This window comes from Clostridium hominis, assembly GCF_014287825.1.
Lineage (GTDB): Bacteria > Bacillota > Clostridia > Clostridiales > Clostridiaceae > Clostridium > Clostridium hominis.
Window position 1 is genome coordinate 262,853 of record NZ_JACOOO010000004.1, and the last position, 20,920, is coordinate 283,772.

Sequence of the window (20,920 nt, forward strand, 5' to 3'; positions counted from 1 at the left end):
AATTATTATATAAAATATGATATCACAAAATATATCCTTATACCTATCCATTTACATTTTAACTATAGTTTTTCATACAAATATTAATCATAAATATTGACAAATAATTCGTAATTTACTAAAATATCTATTGTATTAGTAATAGTTAACCTTAAGTTTACTATTACTAAACTTTTCCCAAATTTTTAATAGGAGGTTTTATGAATATTGCATTTTTACTAAGAAAATATTTATCTGTTGGATGGATGTAATTTAAAATTATTGGAGGTTTATTATGAATATTGAACAATTAGGAAGACACATTTTAGTGGAGTATTATAACTGTGATAAGGAATTATTAAAGGATCATGAAGCTATTGAAAGGTTTATGAATCAAGCCGCAAGAGAAGCTAATGCAACAATAGTAACTAGCTGCTTTCATAAGTTTAATCCATGGGGAGTAAGTGGTGCTGTAATTATACAAGAATCACATCTGACAATTCACACATGGCCAGAATATGGTTATGCATCAGTAGATTTATTTACATGCGGTGATAGTGTTAATCCATGGAATGGATTTAAGTATCTTGAGAAGGTATTATCTGCAAATAGAAGTGAATCGACAGAAGTTTCTAGAGGACTTGTGGACAAGATTAAAACTTTTGGTGATGGTCAATATGATCAATTAGTAATGTCCCATAAATTGGAGGTATAAAAAGATGAATATGGAATTATGGTATACAGAAAATCAAACCCAAAACGTTAATTTCTCAATGAAAGTAAAAAGTCATCTTTATTCTGCTCAAAGTGAGTTTCAAAAGATAGACATAATAGACACTTATGAATTTGGGAGAGTTTTAGTTATTGATAATTGGACAATGGTAACTGAAAAAGATGAATTTATTTATCACGAAATGATAACTCATGTTGCTCTAGCTACTAACCCAGAAATTAAAAATGTACTTGTTATAGGCGCTGGTGATGGTGGTACAGTTAGAGAACTTACTAGATATAATAATATAGAAAATATAGATATGGTTGAAATAGACGAGCTTGTAGTTAAAGCTTCTATTGAACATTTACCTTTTACATCAAATAAATTATCTGATCCTAGAGTTAACTTATACTTTGAGGATGGAATAAAGTTTGTTAAAGGTAAAGAGAACTTATATGATTTAATAATAGTTGATTCAACTGATCCTATTGGGCCTGGTGAAGGTTTATTCACAGCTGAGTTTTATACTGACTGTTATAACGCCTTAACAGAAAAGGGTATATTAATAAACCAATGTGAGAGCCCTTACTATTCTCATAATGCATATGAAATGAAAAGATCTTATAAAAAATTAAACAATTTATTTAGTATATGTAAGGCTTATCAATACCATATGCCAACTTACCCATCTGGTCACATGATTTTCTGTTTCGCCTCAAAAGTATTAGATCCTATTAAAGATTTAGACAGCGAAAAGTGGAATGAATTAGAACTAGAAACTAAATATTATAATACAGAATTACATAAAGGAGCTTTCTCTCTCCCTAACTATGTAATAAAACTACTAAATAGCGAGAATTAATCTTAAACTTATATTAATAAAACACTAAGCAATATAATTTTTATTGCTTAGTGTTTAGTAAATAATATAGGCCTTTCTCTTTTTAAAATAAGCTTATAAAACATAAATATCCTATTTCTAAAATAGGATCTCCAAATCCATCTTCAATAAATTCTATAACTGAATCGCTATTATTTCCAATAACTCTAGAAAAACATACAATATAATCTTTAATATCTTCTAACTTTATATTGTTATCGTCCCTTATAGAGTAATTTAAAAACACAGCATATCTAACTAATAAATATTCTATTATTATCATTTGAAGTGAAAGTGCTAATTCTTCAATATCATCACTTATACAACTACTTAAAACTTTAGCAATTATACAATTTTTAATTAACATATTATAATCTTCAAACTTATCTTTGAAAATTTCCCATTTACACAAAATATGCTCTAAATTTACTTCTTCAGCATAGTGTGAAATATCTTTTAATAGAATTTCTAACCCTGAAACCTCTTTATAATTTTCTATAATATCTAAAAATAAATTGTTTATCTCTTTAATAGACTCATATTTATTTATCTCTATATCATCATAAATATCTATAAGTTCTTTTAAATATTTATTATCTTCAAAATACTCAAATTCACTTAATAATAAATCTTCTGTAATTTCCTCATTATCTAAAATGTTTAATAACATCTGAAAACTTAAAATAAGTTTTTTATCTAACTCCAAATTATCTCTATTTATTATATTAACTATATTTTCTCTAATCTTAAGCTCTAATAAATCTTCATATGAACTTTCAAACCCATTGTTATCCATCTTTATTTCATTATCTATCTTACTTATAATCTCAACTACTTCTGGGCACGCACAAGACAATGAAATTTCTTTTATGCTTTCAAATCTATTCTCTACTCTAGGAAATGTACGACATGTTAAAGATAAGTATTCATCTCCCCTCTCTTTAACTATATTGCATAATCCTTTATGGTCAAGGAGTAAACATCTTTCGCTAGTTTCTTTATTTATTAGGTATTCTTTTTTTCTTCCACATTTATTTACTTTAACATTATTTAAAAGGCTATTATCCTCTATATTCTTCCACTTACTATAAGTTTCATAATCTATTGCAATATCCCAACCTTCACAACATGTAAAATTACATTTATCTGCAATACATTTAAACTTATCATAGTATGATATCTTTGATATATTTATTTCTTTATTCATATTTCAACTCCAATTATTATGTTTAATTTCTTAATTTTAACATAATAAATAGTAAAAATCCTTAACTTTCTTTTTATGAACTATTTTTAATTTTTTATAAATTTAAAGCTCTTAGGTATTACCTAAGAGCTTCAAAACATTTCTTTTAATTTCAATAAATTCTTTAGTTAAGGATATCTCCTCATAATTATCACGAGAAATATCTACTTTAACCTCACCTTTTATAATGGCTGGTTTTTCTGATATAACGTAAATTCTATCAGATATTAGGATTGCTTCATCAATATCATGAGTTATAAACAATATAGTTGAATTTGTTTTCTTCTTTAATCCTACTAACCACTTCTGTAATTTTCCTCTGGTTATAGAATCTAACGCTCCAAATGGTTCATCTAAGAGCATAATATCATTAGACGTTAAGTAAGTCTTCAATAAGTTTGCTCTTTGCTTCATCCCCCCTGATAGTTGACTAGGATATTTTTCTTGAAAACCTTCAAGTCCAAATATACCTATATGTTTTTCAACAATTTCTCTTGCTTCTTTTTTCTTCATCCCATTAAGAACTAACGGTATTGCAATATTATCTATAACCTTTTTCCATGGAACCATCATATCCTTTTGATACATATAACTAACATCCCCATTGATATTTAAGCTGCCACCATCAACTTCTGTTAATTTAGTTATAATATTAAATATAGTACTCTTGCCACTTCCAGAAGGTCCAACAATAGTTACTAACTCACCTTTATTAACATTAAAGCTAATATCTTTTAATATCTTCATACCATCATAAGATTTACTTATTCCATTTAATAGAATTTTACTTTGGTAAGAATTCATTAGTATAAGCCTCACTTGCTTCTAAATTTTTTTGAATCAATTCATTTTCTAATAAGAATTGAGTGTAGTTATTCCAAACACTATCCTTCATTTCTCCCCATCTAGATGCATCAGCTTTATATTCATTAGCTAAAAACTTTTGGCTTTCAATAGCCAGTTGTTCATCTATTTCTGGAACTGCCTTAACTAAAATCTTTGCTGATTCTTCTGGATTTGCAATTGCATATTCATATCCCTTTGATGTTGCTTCCATAAACTTTGATACCATATCACCTTTTTCTGAAAGCACACTTTCTGAAGATGCTATTATAGGCGTATAGTAATCTAATCTTTCATCTAACTCTCTAAGTGGTATATAATTAATATCAAAATTTCTTAATTTTGCTGATATATTTGTCCACCCTTCAAAAGTCCATTCAAAATCAATATTATTTTTAGTAGCTATAAAGAAATCTTCGGTTCCTACGTCTACTGTAGTTAACTTAGAAAAGTCTGAACCATTCTTTTCCATCACAGCCTTTAAAATAGCTTTTTCACTTGGACCACCGTATCCGCCATAAACTTTGCCCTCAAAATCCTTTACTGTTGTAATATTCTTTTCTTTAGGTGAAGCAAATCCTGAAGTATTATGTTGAATAATAGTTGCTATAGCTTTTACCGGAAGAGGATTATCTGAAGTTTTCGCATATGTTAAATCTTCTTGGTAACTCACAGCAAAATCTCCTTTTCCTGCTGATATTAATTGTAATGATGAACCTTCTGATGGTTGAATTATTTCAACATCAAGTCCTAAATCCTCATAATATCCAAGTTCTTTAGCTACATAAAATCCAGTATGATTTGTATTAGGCGTCCAATCTAATATTAGCTTTACTTTTTCTAATCCATTTCCCTCTGATTTTTCACTTTTAGCTCCGCATCCACCAAAAAATAAAGTAGATGCTAATCCTAATGCAATCAATGATATTATCTTTTTTTTCATTTTTAATTCTCCTACTCTTTAGTATATAATATATTATTTTTTTATTTTATTTTCCCTATTCCAAGGTGTTAATACCTTTTCAACTTTACCTATTATGTAAAACATAATCATACTCATAAGCACGATAACCACTATAGCTGCAAACATTTTATCTAAAGCATATGTGCTTCGAGCTCTTGTCATATATACTCCAAGTCCCTTATCTCCACCAAGCCATTCACCAATTACTGCACCCATAATACTATAAGTTGCAGCAATTCTAAGTCCAGAAAAGAAATTTATTATTCCATAAGGAAGCTTTAAGTGGAAAAATCTCTTTAATTTAGATGCTCCCATAAGTTTAAAATGATTAATTAAATCTTTATCTACACCTTCTAACCCATCGGAAATACTTATTACTATAGGAAAGAAACATACTATTACAACTACAATTATTTTAGGTAATGCTCCAAAACCAAACCATATTATAAATAGCGGTGCTAATGCTATAACTGGAACAGTTTGAGATATTATAAAAACTGGATAAATAGCCTTTTTCACCATTGGTAATAAATCCATAATTATTGCTAATATTAATGCTAATAATACAGCTATCCCAAATCCAACTACACTTTCAAACAAAGTTGCAATAATATGAGGCATCATTGCTCCAAAGTTTTCATAAAGAGCCTTTATTATGTCACTTGGTGCAGGCATTATATATTTTTCTATTTCTAAAACCTTAATTATTAGCTCCCAAATAATAATTAGTGATATTGAGAATATTATTGGCAAACTAATATCTAATATAGTTTTATTCTTTTTCATTTGCTTTACTCCTTTCATTTAGAATCTAAATTATTAGATGAAACATACTATTTAAATTTTGAATCTCACTTAAATAAAAAAACGTATAGTTTCCCTTCATTGAAAACTATACGCTCGATAATTCTTAAATAACTCTATATCTATTTACTATCTTCCTACGTTGGCATTATCCAAATCAGGTTATTATGGGTCGAATTTTCAATTCCTCTCAGGCTTAATAGCCTCCCCAGATAAGTTCTTTTATAAAATTTGTCTTTCACCTCATATTAAATGACTTTTATATATTTTGTCAATGATAATAATTATTAATTTAATATTCTATTAAAATTATCATAAATTATATTAATAAGCTCTTCTTCACTAATTTTCTTTATATGAGCTATCTTTTTAACAACATTTTTTATTTCACTTGGATATCCATATTCTCCACTAACCCACTCCAATGCAGTCGGTCCATCTGTTTCTACTAAGAGCTTATCTATTGGAATTTTCATTAATATCTTTTCAGTTAAATTTGAATATCCAATATCAACACTTATAGTAAAATAGCATCCTAATTCTATAAACTTTTCTAAAATCTCTAAAGGTCCACTATACCAATGTATTATTACCTTATTATATTCAAGCTTTTTAAGTGAATTATAAACCTCTTCCTCTGCATTTTTAGTATGAATAGATATGTATTTATTTCTTTTAGCACTTTCTTCTAAAATAAAATAATATATTTCCCTTTGCTTTTCATCTAAAGTTCTATCTTCTACCCATAAGAAGTCTAATCCAATTTCTCCAATAAGCTTACTTTCTTCTATATATGGAATTAATTCTTTTAGTTTGCCTTTAAAACTACCTACACTATTTGGATGTATTCCAAATGTCGGAATAATAAATTTACTTTTTTTACTATACTTTTTATTTAAATTATAACTATTAATATCCATACTATTAGCTAAAGTAATTATTTTATTTTCATTTATATCTTTTATTGCTCTATCGATATTATCATTATAAAAATCCAAATGATTATGAGCATCTATATACATACTTCTTTTCATTTTTTTATCTCTCTCAATTTCTATATCATTATTTTATTTATCTTCTTATTATATATATATTAAATCTAATTTTTTATAATATTAGTAAACATTAATAATTATAAGAAAATTCATACAGAAATCTGATTTAGTTACACAACTCTCTTCTAATACATCTTTCCTATCTTAATACTATTTACTTTTTCTTTTAATCTCTTTGTAGCCTCTTTAATATCTTTAGCCTTCATAATTGCAGATACTACAGCTATTCCACTAATTTTACTTCCTATCAGGACATCACAATTATTCTCATTTAATCCACCAATAGCTACAACAGGTATATCTACTACTTCACATATATTGCTTAATGTTGAAACTTCTGTTATTACTGTTGTAACTTTTGTAGTCGTTGGATAAATAGCACCTACTCCTAAGTAATCAGCACCCTCACTTACAGCTTCTTTAGCCTGTTCAATAGTTTTAGTGGTAGCTCCAACTATCTTATTTTCTCCTAATAGCTTTCTTGCATATCTAACATTTATATCACTTTGACCAACATGAACTCCTGCTGCATCTATAGCCATTGCTATATCTATTCTATCATCTATTATCAAAGGAATATTATATTTGTCGGTTATTTCTTTAACCTTCATTGCTAAGTTAAGATATTCCCTTCCATACCTTTCTTTTTCTCTTAGCTGCACTAATGTAACTCCAGCAGCACAAGCTTCTTCTACTCTTCTTAAAAAGTCTCTTTCATCTAGGCCTGTACTATCGGTTACTAAATATAAACTACAATCAAAATTCATCTTTACCCACCATTCTTATCTTTATATTTTCTAAAATCTCTTCTACTTTAATAGTTGAAATATTATCTAATAATTCTATTTTAAAAGAGCCTGTTCCTCTAGCATTTCTAGAAAACTCTCCACTAACACCCATTATTACAGTTCCTAGAATAGAACCATTAATAATATCCTTAGTGCTTATACAGGTAGCAATTAATACATTTAACATGCATCCTGTTCCCGTTATTTTAGAAAGCTCTTCACATCCATTTTCAATTATGTAAGTTTCATTTCCATCACTTACAATATCTATAGCTCCTGATGCAACTACAACTGAATTTGTTTTTATTGCAAGCTCTCTTACTATATCAATATTGTTTTTAATAGTATCTTCAGTTGTAACATCTTCCTCACTTACATCAACGCCTTTTGATCTTGTATTAAGACCATAGATTGCCTTTATTTCAGACATATTTCCTTTAATAACACTTGGTTTACACCTATCTATAAATTCTAGTGCAAATCCTAGCCTTAATTTACTACAACTAACACCTACAATATCAATAATTGAAGGTATACCTTCTTCTCTAGCTCTTATTCCAGAAATCATAATTGACTTCATTCTATTATCACTTATATTCCCAAGATTCACAGCTAATGATTTAGCTGAAGCTGTAATACCAGAAACTTCATCACAATGTTCAGCCATAATAGGTTTACCACCTACAGCTAAAACAACATTTGCACAATCATTAATTGTTATATGATTAGTTATGCAGTGTATCAGAGGCTTTTCTTGTATAACACTATTTTTTATTTCTATTAACTTACTTAATACAAACTTTTTTTCTATCATATATTCCACAACCTAATCTGTCTTGAATTTTAACAAGCATTCCTGTCTTTCTTAGTGCTATTAAGAAAATATATGCCATACCTCCACCTAAAATAGTTGCACTAACAAACATTGGAACATAGAAAAATGCTGTTAATCCTTCTTTTCCAACTAAGAAAGTCATTACAGGATATGAAACTATAGCCCCAATAATTCCAGTACCAAAAATTTCTCCTAATACAGCAAATATAATTTTCCCATTAGACATTCTGTAGAATACGCCTGATAAAAATGCTCCAAACACCGCTCCAGTTAATGCTAGTGGAGGTATTCCCATAAACATCATTCTAATAACACCTATTAATGTTGCACATAAAAGTGAATACCATGGTCCCATAAATACAGCACATACAACATTTATTAAATGAGCTGTTGGACACATTCCCTCAATCCTTAAAATTGGAGATATTACTACTCCTATTGCTACCATAATTGATAAAAATACAGTTCTTAATACTTTTGAATTATTTCTCATCTTAACTTCTCCTTTTAACATTGTTATTTTAAGCTTTTGCTTAATTACTAATAAAATCAAGACTTGTCCTTCCTTAAAATAAATATTGCTAAAAGAATAATTTCTAACAAATAAATAGCATGTAAAAGAAAGGACATAATCCCCTTTTTAATCGGTCGTAGCTAACTAGCTACCTCTCATCTCGAAACACGAGCTCCCTCGCTATTTATTTGTTCTGCCTAAACAACCTCAGGGCGCTCCCCCTCAAGTTGCAAAGAAAATTCTTTATAGGCTAAATTATAGTTATAAAACAAAAAGCTTTCTCACAAAAGTAAGAAAGCTTATAACCAATCCAATTAATATCATTTATATTAACTAAAAGCTTCCCTTCGTAAGAATTACCTTAATCAGGTTATTAGGGTCTTTAAGTTATGGCTCTTTTCTCAGCTATCCAAATTATAGCTCCCCTAGCTCTGTATTATTTTGTTAAATTTATATTATCATCTATCAGTTAATTGGTCAATATATTCCATATTATCACTCTAAATTTATTAATCTTTTGTTCACTATTATTTAATTTTACATAACCTTTTAACCATGATAGAATATCATTACTTAAATTCTTATTTCAAATAATTTGACATTCTTAATGTTTGCAACAAAGGAGAGTAAAATGAGTAAAAAAAAGATTTTTGGAATAGCTTCAGGTATTATTATATCTGTAATATTAGTATCATTAGGTTTTATAGGAAACTATTTTTATAATCTAGCTTTAAATCCTGATACTCCTAAAGATATAATATTTGGAACTCCTGAAGAACAAGAAGCAACAAGTGGCCAAGTATTAGAAGGCGATATTGATTGGTTGTTAAATGCCTCTAACTATACTGATGAATATATAACTTCTTCAGATAATTTAAAGCTTCATAGTTATCAAGTAAAAAATGAAACTGAATCAAACAAATGGGTTATAGCAGTTCATGGTTATACAAGTGAAGGTTTAAGGGTTAGTTCATATGCTAAAAAATATTATGATATGGGATATAATGTTTTAATACCTGACTTAAGAGGGCATGGCTCAAGCGAAGGCGCCTATATAGGAATGGGTTGGGATGATAGATTAGATATTATCTCTTGGATAAATTACATATTAGAAGATAATAAAGATGCTGAAATAGTATTACATGGAGTTTCTATGGGTGCAGCTACAGTAGCTATGACCTCTGGTGAAGAACTACCTACTAATGTAAAAGCAATAATTGCTGACTGTGGCTATACATCAGTTTGGGACCAATTTGCCTATCAATTAGATAGTTTGTTCTCATTGCCAGAGTTCCCAATTCTTAATATTTCCTCTTTAGTAGGTCAAATAAGAGCTGGTTATTCAATAAAAGATGCTTCTGCTATAGAGCAAGTAAAGAAATCTAAAACTCCAATACTATATATTCACGGAGATCAAGATGATTTTGTTCCTTACTTTATGATGGAGGAACTTTATAATGCTACTAACTCTGAAAAAGAAATGTTAACAATCAAAGATGCTGGACATGCTAAAGCTTCTGAAGTTGATCCTAAAACTTATTGGACAACAATTTATGATTTTACAAATAAATATATAAAAAATAATTAAAAGACTTTATAAAAAAGAACCAAGTTATGTATATATTCTCTAATATACTAACTTGGTTCTTTTTACTTAATCCCTAAAGAATCCGGACCCCTTTATTATATCTTGCTCTGCAAATAAGCTTTCAACTGCATGATTATAATCCGCTACTTTTTGAGCCTTTTTAATCTTCTTAGCATATTTTTTATTATCTGAGAACATATAAATCATGTAACCCCATACTTCTTTCATTCTATACATAGCGTTCTTATCTTCTTGGAATACCTCTCTATAAGTATTGAATACTTCATCATGAAAATCTTTTAATATCTTTTTGTCAACACCAGGCATTCCCTTTATTTCATTAACTAATCCTGGATTTGCTAATACTCCTCTTCCAATCATTATATTGTCTACTTCTGGAAATGCTTTCACAAAATTATTATAATCTCCAACTTTAAAAATATCCCCATTATAACATATAGGAGCCTTACTTACCTCAACTCCATGTTTGAAGATTTCAAAATTGGGTTTATTTCCATAAAAATCATCCCTAGTTCTAGCATGCACTATAAGTTCTTCTAACGGATACTTATTATAAATATTTATAATATCATAGAATTCATCTGGTGAATTCTTACCAAGCCTAGTTTTTATGGAAATTTTCATATCATCCATCTTATATATTTCATCTAAAAATCTATCTAGTTCATCCTTTAATGCTAAAAATCCTGAACCCCTATTTTTCCCTACAACTGTGCCTGCAGGACAACCTAAATTCAAATTAATTTCATCATATCCTAATTGTTGTAGCTTTCTAGCTGTAGTAATAAATCCTTCCGCGTCATTAGTAAGTATTTGAGGCACTATATTTAATCCTTTGTTATTTTCCGGTAAAAGATCTCTTAATTCCTTTGTCTTTAAACTCTTACTATTATTAGGAACTATAAATGGAGTAAAATACTTATCAATATTCCCAAAATACTTTTCGAAAGAGTTTCTATATATATGTACTGTTATACCTTCCATTGGTGCTAAATAAAATTTCATCTGGTTGCTCCTTTAAATAAACATTCTCTGCAATATTATATCAGCCTTATTTTTTCTTATCTACTTATATTATTTGTCAATCTTCTATGAGTTAAGCCTATTACAAAAAAACTACATCAAAATTACCTTAACTTTGATGTAGTCCGTTTTTATTTATGCAACTTTTACTTCTTCAATTAATTCATCTTCTTCAATTTTTGAATATCTTCTAACTTCATTAAATAAAACTACTCCTGTTACAACAGATGCTATAACATCCGCAATAGGTTGTGCAAACCAAGCACCATTTACTCCAAAAAATCTAGGCAATATTGCAATTAAAGGTATCAATATTATTACTTGTCTTAATAAACTTAATAACATAGACATCTTTGCTTTTCCTGTTGACTGTATATAGTAAGTTCCTACTATTGATATTCCTATTACAGGCATTGCAAGAGTGTATTTTCTTAATCCATTTATTGTTAATCCCATCAATTCAGGATCTTTGTTAAATACTCCAACTAACATTTCTGGTGTAAATTGAGTTAATAAGTATCCTGCTATGAATACAATCGTAGCAGCAATTAAACTTATTTTTAATGTCTTTTTAGCTCTGTCATATCTCTTAGCTCCATAGTTGTATCCAACTATTGGTTGCATAGCTTGTACAAATCCAAAGGCAGGCATTACAAACATCATGCTTATTGAATTTACAGTTGCCATAGCTCCTATTGCTAAGTCCCCACCATATGTTTTTAATGAGAAATTATATATAAGTTGAACTATACTAGTTGCTAATTGCATTGCAAAAGGGGATACTCCAATTATTAGTATTCCAGTAACACTAGATTTGTATAATTTTAAATTTTCTTTTTTAAACTTTACATTAGATTTTCCTCTTAAATAATACATAAGTCCTAATATTGTTGAAATTGCTTGAGCTATTACAGTTGCAATTGCAGCTCCTTGTATTCCCATATTAAACACAAATATAAATACTGCATCTAAAATTATATTAGTAATACATCCTACTGACATAATAACAGCTGAAAGCTTCGGATTACCATCGCCTCTTACTATGTTACCAAATATACTTGAGAACATATTGAATATTGTACCTGCTAAAATTACAATCATATAATCTTTTGCATACACAATAGTATTTTCACTTGCTCCAAACATAGTTAATATGTTATTTAGAAATAGTAATCCAAATACTGTAATTACAATACTTAATATTATTGTTAATGTAAAAGAATTACCTATAATCTTTTCTGCATCATCTCTTTTTCCTTCACCTAATTTTATTGATACTTTTGTTGTAGCACCAACTCCTATAAGTGTACCAAAAGCAACTAGTATAGTCATTATTGGTAATGTTACGCCAAGTCCTGTTATAGCCATTGGCCCAACCCCTGGTATATTACCTATAAACATTCTGTCAACTACGTTATAAAGAGCATTTACCATCATACCAATAATAGCTGGTATTGAATACTTTATTAATAATTTACCTATAGACTCTGTTCCTAATATATCCTTTTCCTTAGACATACTTCTCCTCCTCTTTTGTTTATCTATGTTACTATATACTTTTTCAAGTAATTTTTTTACGTTATTTTTGTTACTTCCTTATAACCTTTCAACTTGTCAGTAATTATCTTTTTTACAACTATACTAATATATCATCAGAATGTTGAGTCTGCAACAAAATCCTTATCACATTTTTTCTTAAATTTAATTGTAATTTTCCGGAAACAAAAAACCTAAAACAAATTATAGATAATATCTATTATTTGCTTTAGGTTTTTCAGTTATATAATATTCATTACTTTATTATCATAGATTTGACTTTTTATTCTAATTAACTAAGCTTACTACTTCTTCATCATACTCAAGCTGTTTGTTTAATTTCGCTCTCCTTATAGCTTTACTTATATAAGTAGTTGCAAAATATGGTATAAATAAATATACAATAAAAACTAAAAATGTATATCCTAATTCGCTATTGTTATATAATGTATGAAGTAACGGAACAGGAATACTAGAAGGTTCTCTAAGAAACATTAAATTACTTTCAAATACACTATTTATTGTAATTGCTATTGCTGCAAAAAGTAAAAAAAATGCCGAGTACATTTTATATATACTCATATTTAAATTAACTTCTTTTTTCCAAATATATAATATTCCCATATAAATCATTAAGGTATGGAATAACATACTATACATACATAAATAATGCCATACTGGGTACATAGTTAATGCTGTAGAAGGAATTAATAAATATGTTCCACCAGCTACTATAGCCACGCCAGCAATAAAACCTTCCCCCATTTTCTTATACTTTCCTTTTCCATATCCACTTAGCCATAATGCATATATAAATAAAGAACAATACGACATAGGAAACCATGCATTTATCCATGTATATCCATAGTGAAAATTAAAATAAATTTTAATTACTTCTAAAGCACTAATAAGTACTGCAAAAACCTTTGTTACCTTAATTATTTGACTATCTGTTATCTTTTTAGATTTAAATAGTAGAATACTTAATATAAACATACTTAATAGTAATAGCTGAATATGTCCATTAGTAAACATTCCACAAGGTTCATATAGCTTTCTTGGCGACCAAAATTGATTCAATAAATACATTTAACCTCTTCCCACTTTCATAATTACTAACTTTACCCTTTCATATGTGGCAATTATTGTATAGTGAAAACTTAACACAAACATACTAACTGTTCAAATTACATTTTTGTAAACATTTCTAATACACCTTTAATAATTTATTTATGATTCAAAAAGAAAAAAAGTTCTCCAAAAATATTAGAGAACTTTTTATAAAATCTTTTTTAGATAAAAATCTTATATTCAGTTAATTAAGCTCTTGTATAATATGCAATTCCTATACTTCCTGGGCCTACATGAAGCCCTATAACAGGACCTATAGATTGTATACCTACTTTCCTAGATAGTTTTTCTTCTAAAACTTTAGCTAACTTTAAACCGTCTTCTTCACAGTTTATATGATGAACAATAACATCACCTAACCCATTAGCTTTTATATCGACTAATACTTCTTTAACTATTTCATCTATAACTTTTTTTCTGGTTCTAACCTTCTTAAATACAGAAGTTTCACCATCTACAACTGTAAGTATAGGTCTTATTTGAAGTATATTTCCGAATAAGGCTGCCGCTCCCCCTATTCTTCCACCTTTCTTTAAGTAATCTAAAGTTTCTGGTGTAAATAAAAATCTACTATTATTAAATACATGCTCTGCTGTAGATATTACCTCGTTAATACTTTTTCCTTCAGCAGAAGCCTTTGCTGCTTCTATAGCAGCAAATCCCATTTGCATACAATTAGTTTTAGAATCAAGTATGCGTATATCAGCATTTGGATATTCTTCTAATATCATTTCCTTCACCATATTTGCAGTAGAATAGGTTCCACTCATTTTTGATGATAAGAATATACCTACTATAGAATCTCCTGCTTCAACTATTCCTTTAAAAATATCTATCATTTCTTGTGGAATAGGTTGAGATGATTTAGGAACCTCATTTGATTCATCCATTTCTTTATAAAAATATTTGTTATCTATATCAACTTCTCTTTTGCTTACTCCATTCATAATAACGTTTAAAGAAACTACTTTAATATCATATTTTTCAATATATTCACTTGGAATATACGATGTACTATCTGTTACTATTTTAATCCCCATATTCCTTACTCCTTATTATATATTATAGCTCTATTATATCCTAAATAATTATTTTGTTAAACCAAATCTATTACTTACATATTAATCTAAGCTATTCTAACTTTTATCTCGAGTAAATAAGATATTCAATAAAAATAGTACAAACCTATTTGTAGTTCTATTTAATAATTTTTCATCAAGTTAATTACTGTAATTTATTTTATAGGAATTATCACTTTACTTTCAAAAATATTATTCTCATCATTCATATAGAGCATTCCATTATATTTACTAATAACTTTATTTACTCTATTTATCCCTAAGCCATGAAGATTTTCTTCTTTTGTTGTCAAATAACTACCATTGAATTTTTCTATGTATCCATCAAATGTATTTCTTATTTTAAAAACAATATTATTATCTCTTTCATATATATTGATATCTACTTTCTTTTCTTTAGCTCTTAATGCTCCCTCTATAGCATTATCTAATATATTACTCAGTATTATATTAATATCAAAATCTGAAATTTTTCCTTTTTCTATTTTCTCGGTATTTATATTAAATTTAATCCCCCTACTACTCCCATATAAGTACTTAGATGTTACTACAGAATCTATAAGAAAAACTCCAGTATAAATTACCGCTTCAGCAACCATTATTTCTTTATCAAACTCTTCAATATACTTAAATAACTCTTCATGCTTATTTTCTATAGCTAAATTACAGATTACATTTATATTATTTCTATAATCATGCTTCCATGATTTTATATCAGTATATATTTGAGAGATTTCATTTATATACCTTTCTTCTAACTCATTTTGTTTAACACTCATTTCTAATAAATACTTCTCTTCAATTTCTTTAGAAAGAAATGTTAAAATTTTATAAAAAAATATATCAACTCCAAATAGTAATATAACTAAAATCCCCTCATAAAATGTTACAGGATTATTAATCACTACACTACCCTTTAAAGTAATAATTAAGAAGAATTGTATAATAAGAAATACTAAAATAGATATTACCTTCTGATTATTACTAAGATTATCAATAATAAACCTATTCTTTATATTAACTTTTATAATTTTAATTCTAAATAAAACTGAAAAGAAAAATATAGTTTGCTTTAATAACGAATTAGCATTATAGAATTCTAGAAAGGTGCATTTTTCAAAAAATGCACCAAAAATATATGTTAATATAAATACACATAAACAATTTGAAACAGATTGAGTTATCCAAAAAACATTTGATAAATTCACTTTAGCTTTTATATAAATTGCATAAATAAATAGCACACTATAATACCATATTATAGCTAGGAAAATTCCAATTTCCTCTCCTACTATTATTATCAATAAAATCAATGAACAAAATATAAATTTATTCTTCCTTCTAATTTCACTGTCGCAAACTAATACATTATCTAAAAACCATAAGCTAGTGCATATATTAAATATACAAATTGTGGCTCTGAAAACATAACATAATAATTTCATTATCTTTAGTACACTCCTAATATTCAATTATATAACTTTAAACAACCATAATATAAAGCTGAAAATATTATATACCACTTTAAATTATTAAATTTATTCTTTTCATTAACGATATTAAATAGTTCATAAAAATATATATTAATAAAAAAACCTTATATTTTAACATTATAAAATATAAGGTTTTTTATTAAAAATATTTAAAATATAAATCTTTAACTTGATTTTTTTTCATTTTACTTACTGGAATCTCAACACCATTTTTTAATACTATACTATTTTTCTTTATTTCCTTTGTATATGATATATTTGCTATGTATGATCTATGTGTTCTTATAAATAACTTTTCATCTAATTCTTTTTCTAAATCTGATATTTTCTTTTTAACTCTTATTTTACTCCTAATAGTATTAATCTCTACATAATGTTGGTATGACTCACAGTATAATATATCGCTATATTTTAAATTTATAATATCTCCGAATTTCTTAATCGTAATAATTTCTTTTTCTTCTTTATACAAAGATTTTCTGCTCCATGCTTTATTTAAACATCTTGAAAACTTTTCTGCATTCAATGGTTTAATCAAATAATGTATCGCATCAAAATCGTATCCATAAGATATATACTTTTCTAATCCACTAACAAAAATGATGCTAATATCTTTATTTTCTTCCCTTATTATTCTCGCCAATTCTATTCCATTAATCTTCTTTAATCCTACATCTATTATTATACAATCGTAGCTTAAACTACTCTCATTTTTAATAATAAACTCTTCTGCAGAATAAAACTCCTTTATACTTACGTCTATGCTCCTTTTTTCTCCCCACTTATTAATAAGAAGCTTATTAATATCAACTTGATATTTGTCATCTTCACATATTGCTACTCTAAACATTTTACCCCCACAAGTCATAACTCTTATATATTGACGTGTATATTATATCAACTCACGCTATAATTTCATAATAAAAAATATATTAAATTTTTATAGTGCTATTTATGTACATAAACAGTCTTTTTATTAACAAAAAAATAAATTATTGTAATTTTATGTTATATTGTTAAAGAAAATTTTTAATGTATTAAATGGAGATAGCAATGAGCAAAAGTAATCGATTATATACTATAGAAGATTTAGAAACTATTCTAGATAACTTACCTTGCAGTGTATTTATAAAGGACAGTGAAGGAAAATATATTTATACTAATAAATTCGCTGCTAACATTTCAGGATTAGAAAAATATCAGATTATAGGTAAAAGTGATTTTGATCTAAAAAATAATGATGAAGCTATAAAAGCTTTATCAACAGATAAAAAAGCTCTAAAAGAAATAACTCCTGTACTCACAGAAGAATTTGGAATAAATAAAAGCAAAAATGAAATATTTAGTATTTATAAACTTCCAATACCTAAATCCGAAAAAATTGCTTCTATTTCAAGACAAGTTAACTTAAATAGTACTACAAATATAAACTTTAAAAAGATTACTTGTAAAAAAACTAATACTAATATTGAAAGCAATTATACTGATTTCATAGTTGAAATGTTAAATAAGTTTGCTAATATACTTGATGCATCAGATATAGACCTATTCTTATTTGATAGCAACAGTGTAACAATTAAGTCTTATGCATCATCTACTATTAATGATAATGTTTTTGAAGAAAATATTCTCATTGATGTTAATTACTCTATTATATCTAAATTTAATAATATAACAAATTCATTTAATGATACCGAATATATAAACTCAATCTTCTCTAATCATTATAAAAAAGAATGTTTAGAAAAAAACACTTCATCTTTTATAATAAAATCATTATGCTTTGCAAATAAACTAGTAGGTATTTTACATATAACTTATGATAATCTTACTAAATACCAGATACATAATGAAGGTTTTATTAAAGAAATATGTGATAATATCAGTTCTCTTCTAGTAAGCTTTAATGTCACAAACGAATTTGAAAAGTATGTCTTTAAGAAGAACGATATGGTGTCAGCTGAATATTCTCCTGAAATACTTTTAAGTAAAATGAATTATTTTGCAACTCTTTCTCATGAGTTCAAAACGCCTATAAACATTATACTTTCAAGTATTCAATTACTTTTAAAATTATTATCTGATAATTATGAGATTGATAATGCCACACTATTAAAATATCTTACTATTTTAAAACAAAACTCTTATAGACTATTAAGACTTACTAATAATGTGCTAGATAGTAGCAAGTTAGAAAATAATTTTAATGACTTAATATTAGTTAACTGTAACATAATAAATGTTATTGAGAATATAGTATTATCAACCTGTGATTATCTAGATCAAAATAATAAAGAAATAATTTTTGATACTGATGAAGAAGAAGTTTTCTTATCATGTGATCCTGATAAAATAGAAAAGGTAATTTTAAACTTAATCTCTAATTCATTAAAATTCACAGATGAAAATGGCGAAATAAAAGTAAAAATTTCTACAGACCATGATAACAAAAAACTTTTTGTACATGTTCAGAATAATGGTCCTGAAATTTCTATAGATGATTCAAAAAAAATATTCAGTAGATTCATTCAAAGCGATGAGTTATTTACTAAAAAAAATCAAGGAACTGGAATAGGCTTGTTTTTGTGTAAGTCTTTTATAGAATTGCATAGTGGTGAAATATGGGTTAATCCTAACTTTAAAAATGGTGCAGAGTTCATTTTTTATTTACCAATAAAGTTATGTGCTGATGAGAGAATTCAAACTTTAGGTACAGAAACTTCTTCATCAAAAATTGAAAAATGTCATATTGAATTTTCAGATGTGTATTCAATATAATATAAAATTATTTAACACTAATATATCCCAATTAAATAGAACCGTACAGAAAACTGTACGGTTTTGATTTTAAAAAAATTTTTGAGCTAAGTATTTTAACTCTTTAACATATTCACAAGAGAATTTTTCAGATTTTCCTTCATCAATAATCTTCCCTTTCCAAATTAAAAATCTAACTCTTTTCTATCTTCATGACTAGATATTATCAACTCAGTGTGAAAGAAATATAAAATTAAATAACGAATAACATGTATTATATAGGATGCAAATAGTGAAATAACTAAACTTATCTCTATAGAATATGGTAATATCATAAATACTCACTTATTCCCTCTCTTATATCTCTTTCATCTTCTATAACTAATATCTTTATGTTCACTTTTATTAACCTCTTCACTAATTTTTATTATCACTAAAGTAGATTTTTTTATATTTATGCATGAGCTATTTAGTATGTAAATATTATTCTAATAAATTCTCAAAATATAAATATACTATATTAATTAATACTATAAAATATAATATAGTATTAATGTGAAACTAATATAAAACCAAAGCTAAAATAAATATATTGTATATAATAAAAATATAAAATATTGTAGAATGAACAAGGTAATTGGTCCCACTTTTCTATACTCAGTTATCAGCGCTAGTTTAAAACCGAGCCTAATTTAAAAAGTAAAAACCATATTGACTATTTCATCAATATGGTTTCCGTATATTTCAGTTGTGGAAGCTATTCATATAAATCATACCTACAATTTTATATTACATAATCTTAGTTAATATAGTTATAAAATAATTAAGTGATTACAGTATTATTTAGTGTTATATAATTTTATTCTTCGTATTCAATTTTACCAACAATATTGGATTTATCTAGTAATCTTTCTGAGAAATTCTTATTAATGAATTGAACTATTGGGCCCATACCACATGCTATTATTAAAGTACTTACCCCTATACTTACACCGAATATTAAAGCTATTACTACACAAATACAATCTGCAAAAACTCTACACGTACCAAATTCAAACTTTGTACTTTCAGATAATATTATTGGTAGACAATCATATGGTGCTAATCCTAAATTAGCTGTGTAATACAAAGATAACCCTATACCTATTATTACAACTGCCACAAATAGTAAAGCAAGCTTTATAAATAAGTTGTCTGGTACCACAACAAATTTAGAATAAATATTAATAAAAAATTCAATTACATATCCTAATCCTATCATATTAAAAAATGTACCTAATCCAATTAACTTCTTAGAAAATTTATATAGTACTATGAACATTAAAATGTTCAAACTCATTTGTGATACACCTAATGATATTGATGTAGTTTCACTAATTCCTATATTCATAGCTGCAAATGGGTCTACCCCTAACCCTATCATGTTACATAAAGCCACTCCCATACCTAAAATTAAGACACCAATTGACATCATTGCAAATCTCTTACTCTTCATAATTCCATACATACCTTTTACCCCTATTATTTATAAAATCTAAATATGTTTATTATATATACTTAGGTTTTTATTTGTAATTTTTTATACCCATTTTATGCGTTAATAATTTCTATTATTTAATGTTATCTTCTTTGAATAATTAGCTTTTAGCGTTGTATCCTGGTCTTTGTT

Annotated in this window: 19 protein-coding genes and 2 riboswitches; of the genes, 4 read left to right on the top strand and 15 right to left on the bottom strand. The window is 27.0% G+C overall.

Translation table 11 applies throughout. The features are described 5' to 3' along the window. The first annotated feature begins 274 nt into the window (after positions 1-274). Both speD and speE read left to right on the top strand, forming a co-directional pair. Positions 275-694 (top strand): adenosylmethionine decarboxylase, encoded by a 420-nt coding sequence (gene speD / locus H8S20_RS03005; protein WP_186859250.1) that lies wholly within the window; start codon positions 275-277, stop codon positions 692-694. Positions 695-704: 10 nt separating this feature from the next. After that, the gene (gene speE, locus H8S20_RS03010; protein ID WP_032119985.1) at positions 705-1,556 is read left to right on the top strand and encodes a polyamine aminopropyltransferase; all 852 of its coding nucleotides are present in this window, start codon (positions 705-707) and stop codon (positions 1,554-1,556) included. A gap of 82 nt (positions 1,557-1,638) precedes the next feature. On the opposite strand, the gene fliB is transcribed toward speE, so the two are convergent. From fliB to thiW, 8 genes are all read right to left on the bottom strand, one after another. Continuing rightward, complete coding sequence (fliB, locus tag H8S20_RS03015; protein ID WP_186859251.1) at positions 1,639-2,781, bottom strand: flagellin lysine-N-methylase; 1,143 nt, start codon at positions 2,779-2,781, stop codon at positions 1,639-1,641. A 111-nt stretch (positions 2,782-2,892) separates the two neighbouring features. Continuing rightward, entirely contained in the window at positions 2,893-3,624 is a 732-nt protein-coding gene (locus tag H8S20_RS03020; RefSeq protein WP_032119815.1) for an ABC transporter ATP-binding protein, read from the bottom strand. Then, complete coding sequence (locus H8S20_RS03025) at positions 3,605-4,606, bottom strand: ABC transporter substrate-binding protein (protein ID WP_186859252.1); 1,002 nt, start codon at positions 4,604-4,606, stop codon at positions 3,605-3,607. Before H8S20_RS03025 ends, H8S20_RS03020 begins: the two co-directional genes overlap by 20 nt. Before the next feature lie 33 nt (positions 4,607-4,639). Continuing rightward, on the bottom strand, positions 4,640-5,413 hold the full coding sequence (locus H8S20_RS03030; protein WP_032119817.1) for an ABC transporter permease: 774 nt from the start codon (positions 5,411-5,413) through the stop codon (positions 4,640-4,642). 135 nt (positions 5,414-5,548) lie between these two features. Further along, a riboswitch (TPP riboswitch) is annotated at positions 5,549-5,652 on the bottom strand. A gap of 66 nt (positions 5,653-5,718) precedes the next feature. Next, the gene (locus H8S20_RS03035; RefSeq protein ID WP_243177484.1) at positions 5,719-6,465 is read right to left on the bottom strand and encodes a TatD family hydrolase; all 747 of its coding nucleotides are present in this window, start codon (positions 6,463-6,465) and stop codon (positions 5,719-5,721) included. 146 nt (positions 6,466-6,611) lie between these two features. After that, entirely contained in the window at positions 6,612-7,253 is a 642-nt protein-coding gene (gene thiE / locus H8S20_RS03040; protein WP_032119818.1) for a thiamine phosphate synthase, read from the bottom strand. Further along, a complete protein-coding gene (gene thiM, locus H8S20_RS03045; protein ID WP_032119987.1) occupies positions 7,243-8,055 on the bottom strand; it encodes a hydroxyethylthiazole kinase in 813 nt (270 codons plus the stop codon). Before thiM ends, thiE begins: the two co-directional genes overlap by 11 nt. Positions 8,056-8,059: 4 nt before the next feature. Further along, complete coding sequence (gene thiW / locus H8S20_RS03050) at positions 8,060-8,602, bottom strand: energy coupling factor transporter S component ThiW (RefSeq protein WP_032119988.1); 543 nt, start codon at positions 8,600-8,602, stop codon at positions 8,060-8,062. Positions 8,603-8,948: 346 nt separating this feature from the next. Then, positions 8,949-9,060, bottom strand: a riboswitch (TPP riboswitch). 194 nt (positions 9,061-9,254) lie between these two features. On the opposite strand from thiW, the gene H8S20_RS03055 reads away from it, so the two are divergent. After that, positions 9,255-10,211, top strand: a complete 957-nt coding sequence (locus tag H8S20_RS03055) for an alpha/beta hydrolase (RefSeq protein WP_186859253.1) — start codon at positions 9,255-9,257, stop codon at positions 10,209-10,211. 66 nt (positions 10,212-10,277) lie between these two features. Here the strand turns inward: H8S20_RS03055 and H8S20_RS03060 are convergent, their stop codons facing one another. The 6 genes from H8S20_RS03060 to H8S20_RS03085 all read right to left on the bottom strand — a co-directional run bounded on the left by H8S20_RS03060 (position 10,278) and on the right by H8S20_RS03085 (position 17,344). Next, positions 10,278-11,237, bottom strand: coding sequence for a tRNA dihydrouridine synthase (locus H8S20_RS03060; protein WP_186859254.1), 960 nt, complete (start codon positions 11,235-11,237; stop codon positions 10,278-10,280). 153 nt (positions 11,238-11,390) lie between these two features. Continuing rightward, positions 11,391-12,773 carry an MATE family efflux transporter gene (locus H8S20_RS03065; protein ID WP_186859255.1) on the bottom strand — a complete coding sequence of 461 codons (1,383 nt, stop codon included), beginning with the start codon at positions 12,771-12,773 and terminating at the stop codon, positions 11,391-11,393. Positions 12,774-13,079: 306 nt separating this feature from the next. Continuing rightward, on the bottom strand, positions 13,080-13,880 hold the full coding sequence (locus tag H8S20_RS03070; protein WP_186859256.1) for a TMEM164 family acyltransferase: 801 nt from the start codon (positions 13,878-13,880) through the stop codon (positions 13,080-13,082). Between the two features lie 230 nt (positions 13,881-14,110). Next, on the bottom strand, positions 14,111-14,962 hold the full coding sequence (locus tag H8S20_RS03075) for a DegV family protein (RefSeq protein ID WP_032119823.1): 852 nt from the start codon (positions 14,960-14,962) through the stop codon (positions 14,111-14,113). Positions 14,963-15,156: 194 nt separating this feature from the next. Beyond that, positions 15,157-16,446: a sensor histidine kinase gene (locus H8S20_RS03080; protein ID WP_032119824.1), complete on the bottom strand. Its 1,290-nt coding sequence runs from the start codon at positions 16,444-16,446 to the stop codon at positions 15,157-15,159. Between the two features lie 187 nt (positions 16,447-16,633). Further along, on the bottom strand, positions 16,634-17,344 hold the full coding sequence (locus tag H8S20_RS03085; RefSeq protein ID WP_186859257.1) for a LytR/AlgR family response regulator transcription factor: 711 nt from the start codon (positions 17,342-17,344) through the stop codon (positions 16,634-16,636). A 203-nt stretch (positions 17,345-17,547) separates the two neighbouring features. Here H8S20_RS03085 and H8S20_RS03090 point away from each other — a divergent pair, with 203 nt between their 5' ends. Next, a complete protein-coding gene (locus tag H8S20_RS03090) occupies positions 17,548-19,272 on the top strand; it encodes a sensor histidine kinase (protein WP_186859258.1) in 1,725 nt (574 codons plus the stop codon). An 838-nt stretch (positions 19,273-20,110) separates the two neighbouring features. Here H8S20_RS03090 and H8S20_RS03095 read toward each other — a convergent pair. Next, positions 20,111-20,758, bottom strand: a complete 648-nt coding sequence (locus tag H8S20_RS03095) for a YczE/YyaS/YitT family protein (RefSeq protein WP_186859259.1) — start codon at positions 20,756-20,758, stop codon at positions 20,111-20,113. Positions 20,759-20,920 lie beyond the last annotated feature (162 nt).

What these genes read in the sequence shown, in the direction of transcription:
- speD (WP_186859250.1), top strand. Translation starts at nt 275, where the DNA reads ATGAATATTGAACAATTAGGAAGACACATTTTAGTGGAGTATTATAAC.
- H8S20_RS03080 (WP_032119824.1), bottom strand. Translation starts at nt 16,446, where the DNA reads ATGAAATTATTATGTTATGTTTTCAGAGCCACAATTTGTATATTTAAT.
- H8S20_RS03085 (WP_186859257.1), bottom strand. Translation starts at nt 17,344, where the DNA reads ATGTTTAGAGTAGCAATATGTGAAGATGACAAATATCAAGTTGATATT.
- thiW (WP_032119988.1), bottom strand. Translation starts at nt 8,602, where the DNA reads ATGAGAAATAATTCAAAAGTATTAAGAACTGTATTTTTATCAATTATG.
- H8S20_RS03075 (WP_032119823.1), bottom strand. Translation starts at nt 14,962, where the DNA reads ATGGGGATTAAAATAGTAACAGATAGTACATCGTATATTCCAAGTGAA.
- speE (WP_032119985.1), top strand. Translation starts at nt 705, where the DNA reads ATGGAATTATGGTATACAGAAAATCAAACCCAAAACGTTAATTTCTCA.
- H8S20_RS03090 (WP_186859258.1), top strand. Translation starts at nt 17,548, where the DNA reads ATGAGCAAAAGTAATCGATTATATACTATAGAAGATTTAGAAACTATT.
- H8S20_RS03095 (WP_186859259.1), bottom strand. Translation starts at nt 20,758, where the DNA reads ATGTATGGAATTATGAAGAGTAAGAGATTTGCAATGATGTCAATTGGT.
- H8S20_RS03020 (WP_032119815.1), bottom strand. Translation starts at nt 3,624, where the DNA reads ATGAATTCTTACCAAAGTAAAATTCTATTAAATGGAATAAGTAAATCT.
- fliB (WP_186859251.1), bottom strand. Translation starts at nt 2,781, where the DNA reads ATGAATAAAGAAATAAATATATCAAAGATATCATACTATGATAAGTTT.
- H8S20_RS03025 (WP_186859252.1), bottom strand. Translation starts at nt 4,606, where the DNA reads ATGAAAAAAAAGATAATATCATTGATTGCATTAGGATTAGCATCTACT.
- thiE (WP_032119818.1), bottom strand. Translation starts at nt 7,253, where the DNA reads ATGAATTTTGATTGTAGTTTATATTTAGTAACCGATAGTACAGGCCTA.
- H8S20_RS03035 (WP_243177484.1), bottom strand. Translation starts at nt 6,465, where the DNA reads ATGAAAAGAAGTATGTATATAGATGCTCATAATCATTTGGATTTTTAT.
- H8S20_RS03060 (WP_186859254.1), bottom strand. Translation starts at nt 11,237, where the DNA reads ATGAAATTTTATTTAGCACCAATGGAAGGTATAACAGTACATATATAT.
- H8S20_RS03030 (WP_032119817.1), bottom strand. Translation starts at nt 5,413, where the DNA reads ATGAAAAAGAATAAAACTATATTAGATATTAGTTTGCCAATAATATTC.
- H8S20_RS03070 (WP_186859256.1), bottom strand. Translation starts at nt 13,880, where the DNA reads ATGTATTTATTGAATCAATTTTGGTCGCCAAGAAAGCTATATGAACCT.
- H8S20_RS03065 (WP_186859255.1), bottom strand. Translation starts at nt 12,773, where the DNA reads ATGTCTAAGGAAAAGGATATATTAGGAACAGAGTCTATAGGTAAATTA.
- H8S20_RS03055 (WP_186859253.1), top strand. Translation starts at nt 9,255, where the DNA reads ATGAGTAAAAAAAAGATTTTTGGAATAGCTTCAGGTATTATTATATCT.